15 protein-coding genes are annotated in these 18,321 nt (G+C 30.6%); 9 read left to right on the forward strand and 6 right to left on the reverse strand.

The genetic code is table 11. The annotated features are described in order from the left end of the window. Window position 1: 1 nt before the first annotated feature. From ppgK to WAO74_RS13290, 5 genes are all read right to left on the reverse strand, one after another. Window positions 2–748, reverse strand: coding sequence for a polyphosphate--glucose phosphotransferase (gene ppgK, locus WAO74_RS13270; RefSeq protein ID WP_422162740.1), 747 nt, complete (start codon window positions 746–748; stop codon window positions 2–4). Between the two features lie 3 nt (window positions 749–751). Further along, a complete protein-coding gene (locus WAO74_RS13275) occupies window positions 752–1,549 on the reverse strand; it encodes a TrmH family RNA methyltransferase (protein WP_422162741.1) in 798 nt (265 codons plus the stop codon). A gap of 194 nt (window positions 1,550–1,743) precedes the next feature. Continuing rightward, window positions 1,744–3,039 (reverse strand): amidohydrolase family protein, encoded by a 1,296-nt coding sequence (locus tag WAO74_RS13280; protein WP_422162833.1) that lies wholly within the window; start codon window positions 3,037–3,039, stop codon window positions 1,744–1,746. A 6-nt stretch (window positions 3,040–3,045) separates the two neighbouring features. Next, entirely contained in the window at window positions 3,046–6,015 is a 2,970-nt protein-coding gene (locus WAO74_RS13285; RefSeq protein ID WP_422162742.1) for an amidohydrolase family protein, read from the reverse strand. Window positions 6,016–6,107: 92 nt separating this feature from the next. Next, window positions 6,108–7,184 (reverse strand): DUF3810 domain-containing protein, encoded by a 1,077-nt coding sequence (locus WAO74_RS13290; RefSeq protein ID WP_422162743.1) that lies wholly within the window; start codon window positions 7,182–7,184, stop codon window positions 6,108–6,110. 138 nt (window positions 7,185–7,322) lie between these two features. Between WAO74_RS13290 and dnaB the strand changes: the two genes are divergently transcribed. The 4 genes from dnaB (at window position 7,323) to bshA (ending at window position 12,473) form a co-directional block, all read left to right on the forward strand. Then, window positions 7,323–8,846 (forward strand): replicative DNA helicase, encoded by a 1,524-nt coding sequence (gene dnaB / locus WAO74_RS13295; protein WP_422162744.1) that lies wholly within the window; start codon window positions 7,323–7,325, stop codon window positions 8,844–8,846. Between the two features lie 146 nt (window positions 8,847–8,992). Then, on the forward strand, window positions 8,993–10,177 hold the full coding sequence (locus tag WAO74_RS13300) for an asparagine synthetase B (RefSeq protein WP_422162745.1): 1,185 nt from the start codon (window positions 8,993–8,995) through the stop codon (window positions 10,175–10,177). A gap of 97 nt (window positions 10,178–10,274) precedes the next feature. Continuing rightward, complete coding sequence (locus tag WAO74_RS13305; RefSeq protein ID WP_422162746.1) at window positions 10,275–11,120, forward strand: transketolase; 846 nt, start codon at window positions 10,275–10,277, stop codon at window positions 11,118–11,120. Between the two features lie 216 nt (window positions 11,121–11,336). Beyond that, entirely contained in the window at window positions 11,337–12,473 is a 1,137-nt protein-coding gene (bshA, locus tag WAO74_RS13310) for an N-acetyl-alpha-D-glucosaminyl L-malate synthase BshA (protein ID WP_422162747.1), read from the forward strand. A gap of 93 nt (window positions 12,474–12,566) precedes the next feature. On the opposite strand, the gene WAO74_RS13315 is transcribed toward bshA, so the two are convergent. Beyond that, window positions 12,567–13,208 carry a DUF937 domain-containing protein gene (locus WAO74_RS13315; RefSeq protein WP_422162748.1) on the reverse strand — a complete coding sequence of 214 codons (642 nt, stop codon included), beginning with the start codon at window positions 13,206–13,208 and terminating at the stop codon, window positions 12,567–12,569. A 124-nt stretch (window positions 13,209–13,332) separates the two neighbouring features. Here WAO74_RS13315 and WAO74_RS13320 point away from each other — a divergent pair, with 124 nt between their 5' ends. The 5 genes from WAO74_RS13320 to WAO74_RS13340 all read left to right on the forward strand — a co-directional run bounded on the left by WAO74_RS13320 (window position 13,333) and on the right by WAO74_RS13340 (window position 18,319). Beyond that, window positions 13,333–14,637, forward strand: a complete 1,305-nt coding sequence (locus tag WAO74_RS13320; protein ID WP_422162749.1) for a dicarboxylate/amino acid:cation symporter — start codon at window positions 13,333–13,335, stop codon at window positions 14,635–14,637. A gap of 5 nt (window positions 14,638–14,642) precedes the next feature. Continuing rightward, window positions 14,643–15,479, forward strand: a complete 837-nt coding sequence (locus WAO74_RS13325; RefSeq protein WP_422162750.1) for a sulfurtransferase — start codon at window positions 14,643–14,645, stop codon at window positions 15,477–15,479. A 1-nt stretch (window position 15,480) separates the two neighbouring features. Continuing rightward, a complete protein-coding gene (locus tag WAO74_RS13330) occupies window positions 15,481–15,810 on the forward strand; it encodes a hypothetical protein (protein ID WP_422162751.1) in 330 nt (109 codons plus the stop codon). Between the two features lie 92 nt (window positions 15,811–15,902). Next, the gene (locus WAO74_RS13335) at window positions 15,903–16,763 is read left to right on the forward strand and encodes a hydroxymethylglutaryl-CoA lyase (protein ID WP_422162752.1); all 861 of its coding nucleotides are present in this window, start codon (window positions 15,903–15,905) and stop codon (window positions 16,761–16,763) included. Between the two features lie 50 nt (window positions 16,764–16,813). Further along, complete coding sequence (locus WAO74_RS13340) at window positions 16,814–18,319, forward strand: bifunctional metallophosphatase/5'-nucleotidase (RefSeq protein WP_422162753.1); 1,506 nt, start codon at window positions 16,814–16,816, stop codon at window positions 18,317–18,319. Window positions 18,320–18,321 lie beyond the last annotated feature (2 nt).

Genomic DNA, 18,321 nt, shown 5'->3' on the forward strand with positions numbered 1-18,321 from the left:
TTTATTTTTTTAAATTTTTACTTGCAAACAAAGCAGCACCAATAATGCCTGCATTGTTTTTAAATTCTGCAACTTCTACTTTTACGTCCGATTCTAAAAATTGTTTAAAACCGTCGAATCTTTTACTAATGCCACCTCCTAAAATTATTAGACTTGGTGAAAAAACAATTTTGGTGTAATTTAATAAAACATCAAATCTTTGAGCCCATTTTTTTAAGGTTAAACCTTCTTTTTTTCTAACAGAATCTGCTGTGTAAAATTCAATAATTTTTCCATCTGAGTGTAACATTTTTCCTAATTCTAAATTAGGAATTAATTTACCATTATAAAATAGTCCTGAGCCAATTCCTGTGCCAATTGTTATAACAATAACAACTCCTTTCTCATTTTTTCCAGCACCCAAATTTACTTCTGCAACTCCTGCTAAATCTGCATCATTACTAATATAAAAGGGGAGTTTACATTCTTTTTTAAAGAGCTTGTCTACTTTTACATTCAACCATTTTTCACTTAAATTTCCAGAATGAATACATTTACCATCTACAATTGTTGTTGGAAAACTGCAACCAACAGCTTTTTCCCAATTAAAATGATTCACCATTTCTTTAATAATTTTTGCTACAGCTTCTGGTGTTGCTGGTTTTGGTGTTGGAATTCTGTGTCTTTCAGAAAGTAATTCTCCTGTTTTTGTGTTTACTATTGCAGCTTTAATTCCTGTTCCTCCAATATCTATTCCTAGTATTTTCATTCTCTATATTTTAAAATCTCTTTGTCTTTTTGCTTCAAAAATAACAATTGCAGCAGCTACAGAAACATTCATAGAATCTATTTTGCCTTGCATAGGTATATTTATATTTTGTGTTGCTTTTTCTCTAAATATTTCTGATAAACCTGTAGCTTCTGTTCCAACTACTATTGCAGATGCTTTTGTATAATTTTCTTGATGATATTCGTTCGAATTTTGCAAAGTAGTAGCATAAATAGCAATGTTTTTCTCTTTTAAAAAAGTAATTATTTCTTCTGATGAACCCACAGCAATTTGATTGGTAAATAAGCATCCAACACTGGAACGAATTATATTGGAATTATACAAATCGCTTTTTGGATTGGCAATAAAAACGGCATCTATATTTGCAGCATCTGCAGTTCTTAAAAGTGCGCCAATATTGCCAGGTTTTTCGATACTTTCAGCAACTAAAATTAGTGGTTTGTCGTTTGTAAATTGAATGTTTTTAAGAGAGAAATTTTTCGTTTTTGCAACTGCAATTATGCCTTCTGTAGAATCTCTATAAGCCAATTTTTGATACACTTCTTTAGAAATTTCTATTCTATTGATATTTGAATTGAATAAGGTTAAAATATCATTTTCTGATATTAAATCAGCATAAAACAAAACAGTATCAAATTTGTAATTCGCTTCTATAGCAAGATATATTTCACGTTTTCCTTCAATAAGAAACAAACCTTGTTTTTTACGTTCTCTAGATTTTTCTTGAAGTTTAAGAAGGTTTTTTATGTAAGAGTTTTGAATGCTGGTAATTTCTTTCATCAATACAAATATACTTAATTGTAGGTATTTAGGTTTAACTGATTTTAATGATATTTGTTAAATAAAATTATAGTTCTTTTTTATTATTATTTGATAAAAGAAAAATTGCTAAGAAAGAGAAAGAAAAAAGTTTCATGTTATGTTAGATTAAAAAAGGCTCGCAATTGCGAGCCTTTTTCTATTAAAATTAAATTTTATTTCGATTTATATTTATCAGAATAACGTTTCCAAAGTTTTGTTTGATGTGTTTCTAAGCTAATATCTCTTCCTTGAATATATGCGTTGGTCAATTGATTTGTTCTCATATCTAAAGCATCTCCCTCAGAAATAAACAGAGTAGCATCTTTGCCAACTTCAAGAGTTCCAACCATATTATCAATTCCTAGAATTTTGGCAGTATTTGAGGTTAACAATTGCAAAGCAACTTCTTTATCTAAACCATGGGCTGCAAAAGTACCAGCATAAAAAGGTAAGTTTCTAGTGTTCATGCGTTCCATTTGTCCTTCCATTCCTAAACTTACTAAAACGCCTTTGTCAACTAAAATTTTTGCAATGGTGTATGTATAATCATAAGCATCGTCATCGGAATTAGGATTTCTATGAGGTCTGTCTAAAATTACAGGAATATTGTTTTTTACAAGCATATCTGCAACACTTTCTGCACCTTCACCATGCACAATAACAATGTTATTAATCCCTAATTCTTTGGTAGTATTAATTGCATCCGTAATTTCTCTTTGTCCACTAACATGAATAAATAATTTTTGTGAACCATTAAAAAGACCTTTAGTCGCTTCGAAAGGCAAGTGTTTTTTATCTTTAGTACCTGCCAAATAATTTTTTGCATCTGTAAAATAAGCTTTAATATTATCTACATTTTCAGCATATTTTGGATCAGCTTTTAAAGCAGGATCTTCTCCTAACCACCATCTTCCACGAGTAAAACTTCCTGGCCAATTCATGTGAATTGCGTCATCTGTTTTTACAGCAGCGTCTTCCCAATTCCAAGCATCCAATTGAACAATAGAAGAAGTTCCAGAAATAGTGCCTCCTCTAGGAGCAATTTGTGCCATTAATACTCCATTTGGTCTCATAGATTCCACAACTTTACTTTCTGCATTATAAGCGATAATACTTCTTATGTGTGGATTGTTTGTGCCAATTTCGTCTTCATCATCACTTGCTTTTACAGCATCAATTTCTACCAAACCTAAAGAAGCATTTGCAGCAATAAATCCTGGATAAATATGTTTTCCTTCAGCATTAATTACTGTTCCTTGTCTTGCAATTTTCATCATTGCAGAACCTACAAATGTTATTTTACCATCAGCGAACATAATTAACGAATTCTCAATTATTTGTCCATTTCCTAAATGCGCAGTTGCACCCTCAATAGAAATTGCTGAAGTTTGTCTAGCTGCTGGTGTTTGTTGTGCGTATATACTTCCTACAAGAAAGATAAATAGCAAACTATATATTTTGTTTTTCATCATTATTTAGTTTTTTAGTTCTTCTAAAGTATCACATTGAAAGTTTCTATCTTCTCTTTTCATAGGTGCTTTTGTTTTTCCTCCACCCATTTTTTCTTTCAACATCATATTGATTAATGTACTTTTTTCTTCTTTGATTGCTTCACGTTTTTTAGCATCTTCAGTTCTATCAAAAAATACTTTACCTTCAATAATTGTCTTTTCTACTTTGGCATAAATAGACATTGGATGATCACTCCATAAAACTACATCAGCATCTTTTCCAACTTTTATACTACCAACTTTATCGTCTATATGCAATAATTTTGCAGGATTGATAGTTACTGTTTTCCAAGCTTCTAATTCAGACATTCCACCATATTTAATGGTTTTAGCAGCTTCTTGATTCAAACGTCTAGACATTTCTCTGTCATCTGAATTAATTGCTACTGTAACTCCTGCATTGTGCATAATAGCCGCATTAAAGGGAATTGCATCATTTACCTCGTATTTATACGCCCACCAATCTGAAAAAGTAGAACCGCCAACACCATGTGCTGCCATTTTATCAGCTACTTTGTAACCTTCTAAAATATGGGTAAATGTGTTGATGTTAAAGTTGAATTTTTCTGCAACTTTCATTAACATATTAATTTCTGATTGTACATAAGAGTGACAAGAAATGAAACGTTCTTTATTTAAAATTTCTGCTAAAGTTTCCATTTCAGCATCTTTTCTGTAAGGTTTGCCAGATTTTTTTATAGCATCATATTCTTTGGCTCTTGTAAAATAATCTGTAATCATTTGTTCTACACCCATTCTAGTTTGTGGAAAACGGGTTCCATTTGCGCTTCTAGATTGTTTTACGTTTTCACCCAAAGCAAATTTTATGAATTTTGGAGAGTTGTCATAAATCATATTTTGTGCATTTTCTCCCCATTTCAATTTCACAATTGCAGAACGACCTCCAATAGGATTTGCAGAACCATGCAAAATTTGTACAGAAGTTGTTCCTCCAGAAAGGTTTCTGTAAATGTTAATATCTGTTGGGTCTACAACATCTTCTATGGTTACTTCTGCAGATGAATTTTGAGCACCTTCATTAATTGATGAAGCTGCAATATGTGAGTGTTCATCAACAATACCTGCAGTTAAATGTTTTCCTGTTCCATCAATTTCTGTAGCTCCACTAGTGCTTAAATTTTTGCCAATTTTAGCTATTTTTCCATCTTTTAAAAGTACATCTGTGTTTTCTAAAACACCTTCTTTTTCGCTTGTCCAAAGAGTGACATTCTTAATTAAAATGGTTTCTGTTTTTGGCTGATTAAAATTACCAAAACCAATATTTGGAAAGCTTACAGGTATTACTACAACTTCTTTTTCATCATCGTCTTCTTTCTTTTTATCCTCTTTTTTATCCTCTTCTTTTTTCATTCTTTGGCTCGCAGACCAAGGAGTTTCATTTTGCTGACTATCAAAAGCAGTTCCTTCCATTACATTGGCTGCGTTTATAATTTTACCCAACATTCTTGTATAAGTACCACCTTCATTCAAATTGATAGAAACCCAACCATCTTTAAAAGAAAAAGTTGATTTTATTTTTGTACTATCTAATTTAATAGTTGCAGTTTGTTTATCACCTGAACCAGAAATGGTTAAATCGTAATTTTTGTTGTTTACATACAATCCGTAATTTCCAGTGATGTCTTTAATATCCATATCATTTATAACATTTTTATCACCTTGAACCCAATTCTCATATAAGGTTGTTTTGGTATCAAAAATATCGCCAGAAGTAATTATAAAGTTTGCATAACTTCCTGTTTTTAAATTCCCAATAGAAGAATTTCCTATAATATTGGCAGGAATTGTAGTTAAAGCTGCTAATGCTTTTTCTTTATCAAAACCGTATTTAATAGCTTTCTGTAAGTTTTTGTGAAAAGATTTTACATCCTTTAAATTGTGAGTTGTTAAAGCAAAATTAACTCCGTTTTTAGAAAGCACAGATAAGTTAGATGGTTCTTGATTCCATTTACGCATATCTTGTAAAGATATTTGTTGCGCTAAAAGCGGATCTGAAACATCATAAGCATTGCTAAAATTAATAGGAATTATAAAATTTGCATTCGTTGCTTTGATGTCATTTACACGTTCATATTCATCTCCAGAACCAACAATTGTATATTGAATTGCAAATTCATCACCAACTTTATCTGCTCTTAATGCATCTAAATGATTGCCTGTTTCAAAAATTTGGACCAAGTTTTTGTTCCTATTCAATGCCTCAAGAGCCATGTCTTTATTTTTCATATTACCTTTTGCATACCAATCTGCATCATTATAAACTTGCCTTAACAAAGCCATAGCACCCATTCTAGAGCTTGGATATGCTTGATTAGATTGTACGCTTTTATCAAAAGATAAATATTGTGCAGATTTTGCATTTATAATTCTGTATGCATTTGAAGAATTTGGGTTTAAAGCAATTAACAAACCATTTCCACGAATAATTCCATCTTGCATATGTGTATTTACAACACCAAAACCAGCTTCAATTAAACTTTTTGCTTTTTTAGCATCGAAGTTAAATTTATCAACAGGATTTGCATCTGATCTTATATGATCGTTCCAATAATAACCTTCTCTTGTAGGTTCATATTGCGCTGTTCTAAAATTGGTAGAAGCTCTTTTAGGTTTTTCAATTCCAAAATCTGAATACAGATCTATAAAGGAAGGATAAATTGTTTTTCCTGCTAAATCTATTGTTTTTGTGCCATTAGGAATTTTAACAGAAGTACCAACACTTATTACTTTACCCTCTTTAATTAGTAAAGTTCCATTTTGTATAACCTCTGTAGGTGTAACATAAATGGTCGCATTTGTAAATGCAAAAATTGAATTCTCTGTTGTTTTTACTCCAGCATTCGTAGGAAAATATTCTTGTGCTTGCATATCAGTTAGCGACAAGAAAAAGAGTAAGAATAGTAGTTTTTTCATGTAGTTTGATTTATTTTGAATTATTTCTAAATTTATTGATAAGCAACTTGTAAATTGCTAAAAGAAATGAATTTAACAAAATTTTAAGAAAATTAGATTGATTTTGATTTCTCGAAATAAGAAATCAATAAATCTACTACATAGTTGTAAGATTCAACACCTTTGTCTTGTTTGTTAGCTTTTAGGTAAGCATTATATCCTTTTTTTACCATAGGTTCAAAAGGATTTTTATACTGTTTCCAAAAATTATAACTAGCATTAAAGTCTTTAGAAATTCCTTTATTTACTGTTTTCCAAAGTTCGGTTGATAATTCTGGATCACGTTTTCTAAGTTCAGAAATACAATACGCAAATGCCATTCTATAACTTGCGTATTTAAAATAGATATCGTCATTATAATTTGCTGCTAAAAAGCCAACGAAATTTGCTTCATTTTCTGCAGCGAAACCAATTTGATGTGCCATTTCATGACAAGTGGTAGTTGGATAACCCGTTTTTGGAACTCTATCATTAATTTGTGCTTCACCTGTTAAAGGATTTAAATAACCAGAAGTGCCATTGTAACTCTGCAACAAACTCATTAAAGAACTTTTTACAGATTTATATTGATATTTTAAATGTGGAAAATCTTTTTCTAAATTTTTATAACCAGAAACAGCCATTTCATACATTTCCTTTTGTTGGTATGGGTTTTTAGCAAACAGAGAATCGTTTTTGGTAATTTGATATTGATAATAATTTAGCTTTTCTATGATCTGTTTTGTAGTATTTTTAAGTTGTTCTGTAGTATAATCTTTTTGCTGATACCCCAAGTTTTTAGCCAAAGGTTCTCTGTAATAATTTAGGCCCCAGAAAAGATAAAAACAAAAATAAATGATGGATAAAATTGCTACAAAATGAATCATTTTTGGGAATAAATTCGTAAATTTTGTTTTAAACAATCTGAATAAAAACCGAATAAAAGTAAAGACTAAAAAAGCAATTAAAATATCACCAACAGAAAAAGGAATCCAACCAATAAGTATCCTTAAAAATGAAGAAATATATGGATACAATCCATTAGAATAATATTCCTCAATAAAGGTAGTATTTTTTGCAGCAATTTGAATCAAAATGATTTGAATTGGTAAAAATAAAGCAAGAAAAATATGTTTTTTATTCCATTTCATTGCTGTAAAAATAAGACTTCATTTTAGAAGTTGGCTGGTTATTAACAAGATAATAACAATTTTGTTTACAATTTGTGTTTACAAATTAAAGTTTTAATTTAACAGCCCTAATCAACCTAAAAAAGTACATTTGTTTCAATGGAAAAAACGAACACAATAGCAGCAAAAAAGTTTGATAATTCAAGAATAATTAGTCTTGAAAAAGGTAAAATTCCACCACAGGCTTTGGAATTAGAAGAAGCTGTGTTAGGAGCAATGATGATTGATAGAAAGGGAATTGACGATGTAATTGATATATTGCATTCAGATGCTTTTTATGATCAAAAACATCACGAAATATATGCTGCTATTTACGAATTATTCCAAAATTCGCAACCAATAGATATTTTAACAGTTTCTAATTTGTTAAGAAAAAATGGAAAGTTAGATTTGGTTGGTGGCGACTTTTATTTAATTCGTTTAACTCAAAAAGTTGCTTCTTCTGCGCATATAGAATTCCATGCAAGAATTATTTTACAAAAATATATTCAAAGAAGATTAATAAGTATTTCTAGCGAAATTATTGAAAGTTCTTATGATGAGAGTACAGATGTATTTGATCTTTTAGATGAAGCAGAAGGGAAGTTGTTCGAGGTAACTCAAGGTAATTTAAAAAAGAGTTCAGAAGACGCAGGTTCTTTAGTAAAACAAGCTTTAAAGAAAATTCAGGAAATTGGGAATCAAGAAGGAATGTCGGGTTTGGCAACTGGATTTACTAAATTAGATGCACTTACTTCTGGTTGGCAACCATCAGATTTAATTATTATTGCAGCAAGACCAGGTATGGGTAAAACTGCATTTGTAATTTCGATGGCTAAAAATATGGCCATTGATTTCAATCATCCTGTTGCAGTATTTTCATTAGAGATGTCTTCAGTTCAGTTAATTACAAGGATGATTTCTTCAGAAACAGGTTTAACTTCAGAAAAATTAAGAAAAGGAAATTTAGCACCTCATGAGTGGGAACAGTTAAATGTAAAAGTTAAAAAATTATCTGACGCTCCTATTTTTATTGATGATACACCTTCTTTATCAATTTTCGATCTACGTGCAAAAGCAAGAAGATTAGTGTCACAACATGGAGTTAAAATTATTGTAATAGATTATTTACAATTAATGACTGCAGGTGGAAATGGAAAAGGTGGAGGAAATAGAGAGCAAGAAATTTCAACTATTTCTAGAAACTTAAAAGCCTTAGCTAAAGAATTGTCAGTGCCAGTCATTGCACTTTCGCAACTTTCTAGAGCCGTGGAAACAAGGGGAGGAAGTAAAAGACCTTTGTTATCTGACTTACGTGAGTCTGGTGCCATTGAGCAAGATGCAGATATTGTTTCTTTTATATTTAGACCAGAATATTATGGAATGACAGAATGGGATGATGATGAACACACACCTTGTGAAGGTCAGGGAGAATTTATTGTGGCTAAGCACAGAAATGGTGGTTTGGATAATATTCGATTAAAATTTACAGGTCATTTAGCAAAATTCTCTGATTTAGATGAAGGGTTTAGCTCTGAGTTCCAATCATCTATGAATGCAAGTTTTCCTGATGATTTTTCTGTAAACCAAAGAATTGAGCCAAAAGATGCTTTTGGTGATGATGATGAAGATGTACCTTTTTAAATCTTAAATAATTAATAAAATTACAGAAATACACAATTGCTTTTTAGTATTTGTGTATTTTAGTTTTTTATATGAAAAAACTCTTTATATTCCTCACATTTCTGCTAATCTCAAACTCAATTTGGGCATCGTTTATCTATGTTCCTATGAATCACGATAATCAAAGAAACCATTTAAAAGCTTATGGAATTGTTTATTTTGGATTAGAAGCTGGCTTAAAATCGAAATGGTTATTAAATTATGATGGAGGTGCATTTTTAATAGAAAATAACAAAGCCATCGAAAACGAATGTAAAATAAGAGGTGTTTCTTACGAAATTATTTCAGATGCAAAAGCACAATTGATATTGCAAGAAATATCTTCACCATCATCAAATCAAGAAGCTGTAACTTTAGAAAAAGCGCCGAAAATTGCTGTGTATTCTCCAAAAGATAAAATGCCTTGGGATGATGCTGTAACTATGGTTTTAACCTATGCAGAAATTCCTTTTGATGTTATTTATGACAAAGATGTTTTAGAAGATAAGTTACTAATTTACGAATGGTTACACTTGCATCATGAAGATTTTACAGGGCAATATGGTAAATTTTATGGCTCTTTTAGAACTGCAGCTTGGTATATAGAAGCCAAGCTAAATGCAGAAAAATTAGCGAAAGAATTAGGTTTTAATAAAGTTTCTGAAGAAAAATTGGCTGTCGCAAAAAAAATTAGAGACTATGTAATTGGTGGTGGTTTTATGTTTGCAATGTGCTCTGCAACAGATAGTTTTGATATTGCTTTGGCAGCAGAAGGTGTAGATATTGCAGAAGCCATGTTCGATGGTGATGCTTCTGAAATTAATTATCAATCTAAAATCAACTTTAATAAAACGTTTGCTTTTAAAGATTTCGAGCTCACAAGAAGTCCAAATGTTTATGAATTCTCATCTATTGATATGACTAGTAAACGTAGAATTCCGAAAACCTCAGATTACTTTTCTTTGATAGAGTTTTCTGCAAAATGGGATCCTGTGCCAACCATGTTAACACAAAATCACACAACTTTAGTCAAAGGTTTTATGGGGCAAACTACTTCTTTTGATAGAAATACTGTAAAACCTAATGTGCTAGTTTTAGGTGAAAACAGAACCAATAGAGAAGCAAGATATATTCATGGAACCAAAGGAAAAGGAATGTTTACTTTTTATGGTGGTCATGACCCTGAAGATTATACGCATAGAGTTGGCGATCCAAAAACAGAACTAGATTTGCATCCAACCTCTCCTGGTTATCGTTTAATATTAAACAATGTATTGTTTCCTGCAGCTAAAAAGAAGAAACAAAAAACATAGTTTTAAAACTGTTAATAAAACTTCAATAAATATTTTAGAATTTTAATAGAAAGTAAATCACTTTTGTATTTTTGTGATTATAAAATAAATTAAGACAATGCCAACAACTAAAGAGTTACAAGATTTTACACAACAAGTTCGTAGAGATATTTTAAGAATGGTACACAAAGTTAATTCTGGACATCCAGGAGGTTCTTTAGGATGTGCTGAGTTTTTTACTTGTTTGTATCAAGAAGTAATGGACTATTCTACAGATTTTGAAATGAATGGTGAAAATGAAGATTTATTCTTTTTATCAAATGGCCATATTTCTCCTGTTTATTACAGTGTGTTGGCTCATAGTGGTTTTTTTCCAGTCGAAGAATTAGCAACCTTTAGATTGATAAATTCTCGTTTGCAAGGCCACCCAACAACTCATGAAGGGTTACCTGGAATTAGAATAGCTTCTGGTTCTTTGGGGCAAGGAATGTCTGTGGCTTTAGGTGCTGCTCAAGCAAAAAAATTAAATGGAGATGTTAAATTAGTTTATTCTTTACATGGTGATGGAGAATTGCAAGAAGGCCAAAATTGGGAAGCAATTATGTATGCATCAGCAAAAAAAGTAGACAATTTAATTGCAACTATCGATTTAAATGGAAAACAAATTGATGGTGCAACAGATGATGTTTTACCAATGGGAAGCATTAAAGCAAAGTTCGAAGCTTTTGGCTGGGATGTTTTGGAAGTAAAAAAAGGAAATAATATAGATGCAATTTTAGCAGGTTTAGCTAAAGCAAAATCATTAACAGGAAAAGGAAAACCAGTTTGTATATTATTGTATACAGAAATGGGTAATGGAGTAGATTTTATGATGAATACGCATGCATGGCATGGAAAAGCCCCAAATGATGAGCAGTTAGAAAGTGCTTTAAATCAAAATCCTGTAACTTTAGGAGATTATTAAAAGCCCATCCTAACCTTCCCAAAGGGAAGGAACTTTTTATAGACACTGTTTTAAAATAATTATATATAAAAAAGAGTTTTTCAGATAAAATGGAAAGCTCTTTTTTATGATTTCATTTAGATTGATTTGTAAGATTACCTTTATCTTTACAATTATTAAAATATGCTTAGTTACTATGGTTTTAAACTATGGCATTTTAATCTTTCAATAATTAATATGAAAATTGGTATCGTTTGTTATCCAACATTTGGAGGAAGTGGAGTAGTGGCAACAGAATTAGGAATGGCTTTGGCAGATAAAGGTCATGAAGTTCATTTTATTACTTATAATCAGCCAGTTCGTCTAGATTATTTATCACATAAATTACATTTTCATCAAGTTTTAATTGAAGAATATCCTTTGTTTCAATACCAACCTTATGAACTAGCTCTTTCTAGCAAAATGGTAGAAGTTGTACAGAAACATGAACTAGAAGTTTTGCATGTACATTATGCCATTCCACATGCTTATGCAGCATACATGGCGAAACAGATGCTTAAAGAAAAGGGAATTCATGTAAAAGTTGTAACAACTTTGCATGGAACAGATATTACTTTGGTAGGGAGTCATCCTACTTACAAAACTGCAGTAGAATTTAGTATTAATAATTCTGATGTTGTAACAGCTGTTTCTAATAATTTGAAAGAAACTACAAATAAGCTTTTTAACATCAAAAAAGATATTAAAGTTATTTATAATTTTATTGATGTAAAAAAATATAACAAAGCAGAAAGTGAAGAATGTAAAAGAGGTGCATTAGCAGAACCAAATGAACGTATTTTAACTCATATTAGTAATTTTAGACCCGTAAAAAGAGTAGAAGATGTTATTAAAATTTTCTATGAAGTTCAAAAAGAAATTCCGTCAAAATTATTGATGATTGGTGAAGGACCAGAAAGAAAAAAAGCCGAACTTTTAACAAAACAATTAGGTATTAAAAACAAAGTCTTCTTTTTAGGAAATAGTACAGAAATCGATAAGATTTTATGTTATTCAGATGTTTTTTTATTGCCTTCTAAAACAGAAAGTTTTGGTTTAGCAGCATTAGAGGCTATGGCTGCAAAAACCGCAATAATTTCTACCAATACAGGAGGTTTGCCAGAGGTAAATATTCATGGAGAAACTGGTTTTTTAAGCAATTTAGGCGATGTTGAAGATATGGCTAAAAATGCAATTTCTATTTTAAAAGATGATGTAACTTTACAACGTTTCAAACAAAATGCAAAAGAACATGCAAAGAAGTTTTCGTTAGAAAATATACTACCTGTTTACGAAGATATTTACAAGTCTTGCTATAAAAGTGAAGTATCTTAAAAAAAATAAAAAGCTCAAAATTTAAATTTTGAGCTTTTTTATTAAATATAATTTCAATTGTTATGATGAAAGCTTTTTTCTTCTAGCTTAAATTTATTTTCCAAAAAGACCACCAAGCATTCCTCCAATTCCACCTCCAGAAGATTTTTTATCACCTCCTAAAAACATTCCAGCAACATCATCTATAACACTTCCATCACCATCAGCATCTAAAATTTTCTCAAGAAAACTTTGATCATTAGAAGCCGAACTTCCTCCTAACCACCCACCTAAAAGTCCTGTTAAATCTCCTGAGGAACTAATATTTTGTTCATTTTTTTGTTTTGCTAAAACACCCATTATTAAAGGTGCAGCAACCTTTAAAATATTGGCAACAGAACCAGCATCCAAACCAGCTTTTTGTCCTATAACTTGTTCAACACCCTTTTGTTTAGCACCTAAAATATGACCTAGAATTCCAGCACCATCTTGTTTCACGCTTTCATCAACTCCACCACCAAACAAACCTCCAAGATTGTCTAAAATACTTCCATCATGTTTACCAGACAAAGCACCCATTAATCCTTCAGCTCCCTGAGGCGTAGATGCATTTCTTTCCATTGCTTTCATTAAAACAGGCAAAGCCATTGTTAAAACGCTGCTTGTTTTACTCGAATCTGTTCCTGTAGAACCTGCAACACCAGATACTATTTGTTTTCCTAAATCACTACTTAATAAGTCTAAAATTCCTGCCATTTTACGTTTTTATTGATTAATTATTTTACATTGAATAAATATTTGACAATATAGTAATAAAGGCACTTTAATTTTAAATTATTTTTTATCTTTCAAATTCTTTAATAAAATTTTAAACTATAAAATGAAAAAGCTGGCTTTACATTGGAAAATAATTATTGGAATGGTTTTAGGAGTCGTATTTGCTTTGATTTTAGCAAATTTTGAATGGGGTTCTACTTTTATTACAAATTGGATCAAACCATTTGGAACCATTTTTATAAATTCTCTAAAATTAATTGCTGTTCCTTTAATATTAGCATCTTTAATTAAAGGAGTTTCAGATTTAAAAGATATCTCAAAACTATCCAAAATGGGTGGTAGAACAATAGGTTTATACTTAGCCACAACTGTTATTGCAGTTTCTATAGGTTTATTAATGGTAAATCTTATAAAACCAGGAAATTCAATATCTGAACAAACAAGAATAGAATTGGTAAACAGTTATCAAAATGATGCAAATTCTAAAATAGAAGCTGCTGCCAAACAAAAAAATGCAGGTCCTTTGCAAGCTTTGGTAGATATTGTCCCTGATAATATTTTTAAAGCAGCAGGCGATAATGGCAATATGTTACAAGTTATTTTCTTTGCAATTTTTTTTGGCATTGGAATGATTTTAATTCCAGAAGAACAATCCAAACCAGTTAAAAGCTTTTTTGATGGTTTTAATGAAGTTATTTTAAAACTGATAGATTTAATAATGTTGGCAGCACCTTATGGAGTTTTTGCTTTATTAGCAGCATTGGTTGTAGAATCTCCAAGTACAGATTTATTTAAAGCTCTGGCTTGGTATGCAATTTGTGTAATTGCAGGCTTGACCATTATGATAGGTATTTATATTTTATTTGTGTGGATATTTACAAAAAGATCACCCAAATTTTTTATAAACGGAATTTCACCTGCACAATTACTGGCTTTTTCTACAAGTTCAAGTGCTGCAACATTACCAGTAACTATGGAAAGAGTCGAAGAACATTTAGGAGTAGATGAAGAAGTTACAAGTTTTGTTTTACCAATTGGAGCCACAATAAACATGGATGGAACTAGTTTATATCAAGCAGTAGCAGCAGTATTTATTGCACAAGCCTTTGGTATGGATTTAAGTTTTACTGCTCAATTAGGTATCATTGCAACTGCAACTTTAGCTTCTATTGGAAGTGCAGCAGTTCCTGGTGCAGGTATGGTTATGTTAGTTATTGTTTTGGCACAAGCTGGAATACCAGAAGCTGGTTTGGCTTTAATTTTTGCAATAGATAGACCTTTAGATATGTGTAGAACTATGGTAAATGTTACTGGTGATGCTGCTGTATCAATGATCGTTGCAAAATCTGTTGGAAAACTAAAAGATATTCCAGAAGAAAAAAATTGGGACGATAATTATAAGTATTAAAAAAAATGTTAACTAATGCTATAGTTTCTGCTGATTGGTTATTTCAGAATTTAAAAGATGAAAATCTGATTATTTTAGATGCAACAATACCAAAGGTTACAGCTAAAAAAGAGCTAGTTATTGATAAAAAAATGCAAATAAAAAATGCTGTTTTTTTTGATATTCAAAACACTTTTTCAGATCAAAATGCTCCTTTTCCAAATACAGTTTTATCAGCTAAAGAATTTGAGATAAATGCACAAAAATTAGGTATTAATAAAGATAGTTTTATAGTTGTTTATGATGATTTAGGAATCTATTCTTCTCCCAGAGTTTGGTGGCTATTTCAATTAATGGGTTTTACAAATATTGCAGTTTTAAATGGTGGTTTTCCTGAATGGAGATCTAAAAATTATCCTATTGAAAAACCAACAAAACAGCAACTTAAAAAAGGGAATTTTTTAACTGTTTATCAACCTTTAAAAATTAAATTTACGCAAGATGTTTTGTATGCAACCAAAAATGAAAATATTTTGATTGCAGATGCACGTTCAAAAGGGCGTTTTTTTGCAACAGAACCAGAACCTAGAAAAGATTTAAAAGGAGGTCATATTCCAAATTCTATTAGTTTGCCAACTTCAGAAATTGTTGTGAATGGAAAACTTATGGATAAAGAAGATTTAAAAGAAGTTTTTCAAAATATAAATCCAGAAAATAAAGAATTTATTTTTTCATGTGGTTCTGGAATTACAGCATCAGTGTTAGCTTTAGCAGCAGAAATATCGGGTTATAAAAATCATTCAGTATATGATGGCTCTTGGACAGAATGGGCTTCTACAGAAGGTTTACCAATAGAAAAATAATATGAAAAACTTAGAATGGACTAAAAAAGAGTTCGAAGCGTATGTACTTTTATATGCTGCACATTGTAATTTTTTTGAATCAAAAGAGGAAGAAAATTATATTTTGTCTAGAGTAGATAAGAAAACATTCCACAAAATTCATACTGAAGTAGTTATAGATTCTGATGAAAATAACTTGAATAAAATTCAGCAATATTTATCTGAAAATAATTATTCTCAAAACGAAAAAGAAGCTTTAATCAGAGATATAAAAAATGTTTTTTTTGCTGATGGAACTGTAGATGTTTTAGAAAAGAAAGTTTTTGGAATACTTAAAAAGATAATAGATTAAGATTCTAAAAAGTTATTTATTTTACTTTTCTAGTTTAAAAGAATCACCATTCATCATAAAATTAAAAAAGCTTTTATTGTATATTTGAGTTGATGAAAAAAGTGAAAATTATAGAATGTCCTAGAGATGCAATGCAGGGTATAAAATCTTATTTTATACCTACAGAAAAAAAAGCGTTGTACATAAATTCTTTACTAAGAGTGGGCTTTGATACGATTGATTTTGGCAGTTTTGTATCACCAAAAGCAATACCTCAAATGCGAGACACAGCAGAGGTTTTGGCTATGTTAGACCTTTCTAAAACACAAAGTAAATTATTGGCAATTATAGCAAATATAAGAGGTGCAGAAGATGCTTCTCAGTTTGAAGAAATTGATTATTTGGGGTATCCTTTTTCTATTTCAGAGAACTTTCAAATGCGAAATACACACAAAACCATTGAGGAATCTATTGAAACTTTAGACGAGATTTTAAACATCGCCAATAAAACAAAAAAAGAGGTAGTTGCTTATTTATCTATGGGTTTTGGAAATCCATATGGAGATCCTTGGAATGTGGAAATAGTAGGAGAGTGGACAGAAAAACTCTCGAAAATGGGTGTTAAAATATTATCACTGTCAGACACCATTGGTAGTTCAACTCCAGAAGTTATAAATTATTTATTCTCGAATTTAATTCCTAAATATCCAGAAATAGAATTTGGTGCGCATATACATACAACTCCAGATAAGTGGTATGAAAAAGTAAATGCTGCATACAAAGCAGGTTGTTTACGTTTTGATGGAGCTATAAAAGGTTATGGAGGTTGCCCAATGGCTAAAGACGAACTTACAGGTAACATGCCAACTGAAAAATTAGTAAGTTATTTTACTGCTGAAAAAGCAGATACTAATATAAAACCCATGAGCTTTGAAAGTTCTTACAACAAGGCTTTAGAGGTTTTTAACCACTAGTTAAGCCTTAATAAAAAAAGGTAAAATACTTTTATTTTTAAAACTGTTAAATGAAACTAACAAAATCAATTATATTTATTTTAATAATCATTTTTTTATTTTCTTGCAAAAAAGATGATGAAAAAATAGACTTTACTTTTCTACAATTAAATGATGTTTATGAAATATCATCAATTCAAGGAGGACAATTTGGAGGAATGGCCAGAGTAGAAACTGTACATCAAGAATTATTAATTGAGAATAAAAATACGATGCTTTTTATGGCTGGCGATTTTTTAAATCCCTCTTTATTAGGAACTTTAAAAGTTGATGGAGAACGCATTCGTGGCAAACAAATGGTAGAGGTTATGAATGCCATGAATTTCGATTTGGTTGCTTTTGGAAACCATGAGTTTGATTTATCTCAGCAAGATTTACAAAAAAGATTAAATGAAAGTAATTTTCCTTGGATTTCTGCCAACGTAAAATTAAAAACCAATGAAGCTGCAATGCCATTTTACAAGGAAAAAAATGGAATAAAAGAAAATGTTAAAGAAACATTTATTAAAGAGTTTGTAGACAAAGATGGCACAAAAGTTAAAGTAGGTTTTATAAGTGTTTGCATTCCTTCAAATCCGAGAGAATATGTAGAATATGCTAATATGTTTGTAAAAGCAAGAGCTTCTTACATTTCTATTAAAGATTCTGTAGATGTTGTTTTTGGTTTAACTCATGTAAAAGTTGCCAATGATAAAAGAATTGCCAAGTTAATTCCAGAAATTCCTTTAATAATGGGTGGACATGAACACACAAATTCTTTTAATATTGTAGGTGATGTAAAAATAGCCAAAGCAGATGCCAATGCAAAAACGGTTTACATTCATAGAATATCTTATGATAAAAAAACAAAAAAAGCTACTGTAAAATCAGAATTAAAAGAAATAAATTCTTCAATTCAATCCGATGAAAAAGTTGGTTTAATAGTTGATAAATGGCAGCAAATTTTAGAAAAGGAGATTAAAGAGGTTATCCCAAATCCTGATGAAATTATTTACAATACAGAAATTCCTTTAGATGGAAGAGACACTCCAATTAGAAGTGCACAAACTAATTTAGGGCAAATAATTACCAAAGCAATGTCTTTTGCTTATGATGAAACTGTAGATTGTTCTCTCGTAAATGGGGGTTCTATTAGAATTGATGATGAATTATTAGGAGATATAACACCTGTAGATATTTTTAGAGTTTTACCTTATGGTGGTGCCATTGTAAAAGTAAAAATCGAAGGTAGATTATTGAAAAGGGTTTTAGATTATGGAGAATTAGCAGCTGGAACTGGTGCTTATTTGCATAGAAATGATGTTGAAAAAGTAGGAGAGAAGTGGTTTTTAAAAGGTAAAGAGCTGAATATTAAAAACACATATACTGTTGCATTTTCAGATTATTTGTTAAAAGGATTTGATATACCTTTTCTGTCCTCAGAAAATAAAGAAGTCTTGTCTGTATACAATCCAAAAGAGAATGAACTGACTTTTGATATTCGAAAAGCAGTTGTAGAATATTTGAAAGCTCAGTAATA

Origin of the sequence: Polaribacter sp. (assembly GCF_049276715.1) — a bacterium.
Taxonomy (GTDB): domain Bacteria; phylum Bacteroidota; class Bacteroidia; order Flavobacteriales; family Flavobacteriaceae; genus Polaribacter.

Bases quoted from the DNA above. Each gene is read 5' to 3' on its own strand.
- WAO74_RS13330 (WP_422162751.1), top strand. From the start codon at position 15,481: ATGAAAAACTTAGAATGGACTAAAAAAGAGTTCGAAGCGTATGTACTT.
- WAO74_RS13340 (WP_422162753.1), top strand. From the start codon at position 16,814: ATGAAACTAACAAAATCAATTATATTTATTTTAATAATCATTTTTTTA.
- WAO74_RS13300 (WP_422162745.1), top strand. From the start codon at position 8,993: ATGAATCACGATAATCAAAGAAACCATTTAAAAGCTTATGGAATTGTT.
- dnaB (WP_422162744.1), top strand. From the start codon at position 7,323: ATGGAAAAAACGAACACAATAGCAGCAAAAAAGTTTGATAATTCAAGA.
- bshA (WP_422162747.1), top strand. From the start codon at position 11,337: ATGAAAATTGGTATCGTTTGTTATCCAACATTTGGAGGAAGTGGAGTA.
- WAO74_RS13335 (WP_422162752.1), top strand. From the start codon at position 15,903: ATGAAAAAAGTGAAAATTATAGAATGTCCTAGAGATGCAATGCAGGGT.
- WAO74_RS13325 (WP_422162750.1), top strand. From the start codon at position 14,643: ATGTTAACTAATGCTATAGTTTCTGCTGATTGGTTATTTCAGAATTTA.
- WAO74_RS13280 (WP_422162833.1), bottom strand. From the start codon at position 3,039: ATGAAAAACAAAATATATAGTTTGCTATTTATCTTTCTTGTAGGAAGT.
- WAO74_RS13315 (WP_422162748.1), bottom strand. From the start codon at position 13,208: ATGGCAGGAATTTTAGACTTATTAAGTAGTGATTTAGGAAAACAAATA.
- WAO74_RS13290 (WP_422162743.1), bottom strand. From the start codon at position 7,184: ATGAAATGGAATAAAAAACATATTTTTCTTGCTTTATTTTTACCAATT.
- ppgK (WP_422162740.1), bottom strand. From the start codon at position 748: ATGAAAATACTAGGAATAGATATTGGAGGAACAGGAATTAAAGCTGCA.
- WAO74_RS13275 (WP_422162741.1), bottom strand. From the start codon at position 1,549: ATGAAAGAAATTACCAGCATTCAAAACTCTTACATAAAAAACCTTCTT.
- WAO74_RS13285 (WP_422162742.1), bottom strand. From the start codon at position 6,015: ATGAAAAAACTACTATTCTTACTCTTTTTCTTGTCGCTAACTGATATG.
- WAO74_RS13320 (WP_422162749.1), top strand. From the start codon at position 13,333: ATGAAAAAGCTGGCTTTACATTGGAAAATAATTATTGGAATGGTTTTA.
- WAO74_RS13305 (WP_422162746.1), top strand. From the start codon at position 10,275: ATGCCAACAACTAAAGAGTTACAAGATTTTACACAACAAGTTCGTAGA.